This is a genomic window from Sporomusa sp. (genome assembly GCF_035561255.1).
Lineage (GTDB): Bacteria > Bacillota > Negativicutes > Sporomusales > Sporomusaceae > Sporomusa.
This window is the reverse complement of sequence record NZ_DATMXX010000433.1, coordinates 1-2915: the sequence shown is the minus strand read 5'-3', so window position 1 is coordinate 2915 and position 2915 is coordinate 1. Positions and strand designations below refer to the sequence as shown.

General features: G+C 43.5%; 4 protein-coding genes. 2 read left to right on the top strand and 2 right to left on the bottom strand.

All coding sequences use genetic code 11. The annotated features are described in order from the left end of the window. Together VN379_RS24995 and VN379_RS24990 are read left to right on the top strand one after the other, a co-directional pair. Positions 1–640: APC family permease (locus VN379_RS24995; RefSeq protein WP_325538850.1), on the top strand; the 640-nt coding region annotated here is incomplete at its 5' end. Positions 641–667: 27 nt separating this feature from the next. Then, positions 668–1426, top strand: coding sequence for a glucose 1-dehydrogenase (locus tag VN379_RS24990; protein ID WP_325538849.1), 759 nt, complete (start codon positions 668–670; stop codon positions 1424–1426). Between the two features lie 49 nt (positions 1427–1475). On the opposite strand, the gene VN379_RS24985 is transcribed toward VN379_RS24990, so the two are convergent. After that, the gene (locus VN379_RS24985) at positions 1476–2204 is read right to left on the bottom strand and encodes a LytR/AlgR family response regulator transcription factor (protein ID WP_325538848.1); all 729 of its coding nucleotides are present in this window, start codon (positions 2202–2204) and stop codon (positions 1476–1478) included. Position 2205: 1 nt separating this feature from the next. Further along, positions 2206–2915: sensor histidine kinase (locus tag VN379_RS24980; RefSeq protein ID WP_325538847.1), on the bottom strand; the 710-nt coding region annotated here is incomplete at its 5' end.

Genomic DNA, 2915 nt, shown 5'->3' with positions numbered 1-2915 from the left:
AATTATTATTATCGGGGTTTTGTTTATGTTTCAAGCCTATATGGCGCATCTAATTCATCCTGACTATCAAACCTTAAACCCGGAGATGGGATTTTTCGACCTGGCAAAAGAAGCTGGGGGCAGCACTTTTTATACTCTGCTCATTATCGTTAATGTTGTAGCAATCGGGATAGCCGTCAATTTAAACCTCCAGGCTGCTACCTCCCGGATTTTATATTCCATGAGCCGGGACAACCTGCTGCCTTTCTCCAGCCTGTTCAAAGAGATTCATCCCCGGTTCCAAACTCCGGTACGAGCCACCTTTTTATCTGCCGGTATTAGCACAATCGCTGTTTTAACCCTGTCTATGGAAACAGTGTTGCGCTTTGTTAATTTTGGTGCCGTCACTTCCTTTATGCTGTTAAACCTTAGCGTATTCTTGTACTTTTATGTAATAAAGAAAAAGCGCAGCGGCCAGGCGCTGCTCTCTTATCTAATCATGCCGCTAATCGGATTTCTGATTGTAGGTTATGTCTGGACCGGCTTTGATGAGACTACCTTTACAGCAGGAGCCGCCTGGGTGGTCATTGGCATTATGATCGGTGCAGTAAAATCAAAAGGGTATAAAGAGGTTCCACCATCATTAAAAGCTCTTGGTTAAATAAATAGTAAAGGGGTTAATAATATTATGCGATTGGAAGGAAAAACAGCAATTGTCACTGGCGCAGCCCAAGGTATTGGCGCCAGTACTGCCAAGAAATTTGCCTGTGAAGGGGCTAAGGTGATTGTCGCTGATATCATGGATTCCGGAGTAGATACCGTTACCAAGATTCGCAGCCTTGGTGGTGATGCCCATTTCTTCCGGTTAGATGTTTCCCAGTCAGAGCAAGTCCAGGGCTTAATCAATTATACAATCGAAAAGTATGGTTCCTTGCACATACTTTGCAATAATGCCGCTGTAAATCTGCCCGGAACTGTGGAAGGCCTGACAGAAGAGATGTGGGACCGGACTATGAATGTCAATCTGAAATCAATGTACCTGACCTGTAAATACGGCATACCTGAGATGAGAAAAGCAGGCGGTGGTTCGATTGTTAATGTCGGCTCTGCCAATAGTTTTGTGGCTGAAAGATTCTTGTCAGCCTATGTAGCCTCCAAAGGCGGCATTCTCATGCTCACTAAAGCAATTGCGCTAGATTACGCCAAAGAGAATATTCGCGCCAACTGCATCTGTCCCGGCTGGCTTAGCACCGGGTTTAATGATGCCCATGCCGCTCTCTTGGGTGGACTTGATCATGTGCTCAGTGGTTTAGCTGATTTTCAACCAATTGGCCGCGCTATTGAGCCTGAAGAAATTGCCAATATCGCCTTGTTCTTAGCCTCTAATGAGTCTTCAGCCATGACCGGCAGTGCCGTAGTTGCCGACGGTGGATTCTCAGCCCAATAGCAGCTGAATAGACAAAGCGCTGTCGCCCCGCCGGGTCACATCACTTTGTCTATTTTTTTATGATATCATGCCAATAACACAGAATCTCCTGAGCTATATCCTCAGCAATCAGTGCAGTCCGCGTTTCATTGGCAAAATGAATTACATTGCCCTCAATGGCGTGAACCTGCTTCATATTGACCAGGAAAGACCGGTGAGTCAAATAAAAATAGTGGTCTTCCAGGTATTTGCAGTATACCCGTAAAGGGATTTTGGTTTCTAACTCAGCAGTTCTGGTGTGAACGTAAATCGTGCGGTTCAGGGATTCAATAAACAGTACCTCTGCCGGGACTAATTGTTCAATATCCTGGCTAAATACAGGTATATACAGACCGCCATGCCTGATAAAGTTCTGATAATCAATATGCTTACTTAATTTCTCGATTGCTTGTCTAAAACGAAAGGGCGTAAAGGGTTTTTCAACAATATCGATAATCCCAAGATCATAGGTATAGCTGGCTTCCGGAATCATGCCTGTGACTAAAACAGCCGGAAGTTCCTTGCCACGCAGCCGCAGCGCAGCATAACTTTCCAGGCCGCCGCGTCCTGTTCCCAGGTTGAGATCAAGCAGCAACGCATTAATCGCAGGGGTTGATATAACCTTGCGAATTAAGTCATCCCCGTTTTTCACCATATCAACAACATGGACAAACTCACAGTCCTTTAAATTCATTAACAGCAAATCTTGTTGAAAAGGCTCGTCTTCAGCAATCAGTAAATTAATTTGAGGCTGCCGCATATTACCCTCCTGTTGTTATCGGTATGATGATCGAGATTTTGTTGATCTGATCTTGAGAAGTAAACGAAATTTCACCCTGAACCTGTTTGATAATCTCTTTGACAATATATAGCCCCAAGCCCCCTGTTTTATCACCGCCAGGCGGCCTGGTCGTATAACCGTAATTAAATAGCAATGCCCGCTCCTGTTCGGAAACAGTAAAGCCCGAGTTTTCCACCTCAAAATAATAGCTTGTTTGATAATTCTTGCCGGTAATTTTGATATATCTTTCTGCTGCCGGCAATTTCATCGTTGCTTCAATGGCATTGTCCAGCAAATTTGAAAAGATCTTAATTAAATCCGTAGATTTTACCCGGTCAAAGGGATCCTGAGCAAGCTCAAACTGCATCTCTATCTGTTTATTCTGGGCAGCGACAAACTTTGACTGAAATAAGACCAGCAGGGCCGGATTATTTACTTTTAAAGTCAGATCAACCAGTTTGACCTCATTAAACAAAGACTGCATATATTCCAGGGCTTTGTCATAATACCTAAACTCAATTAATCCATATAAGACCTGAATATGATTAACAAAATCGTGGCGCAGGGATTTGACCGAAGTCAGGAAAGAAAGAAATTCTTCCTGGTAGGTTTTTTCAGTATCTCCTACCGCTTTTTTTGTTTCCAGCTGATACCATTTCTGGATGATAAAAAAAGTAATCAATACAATAA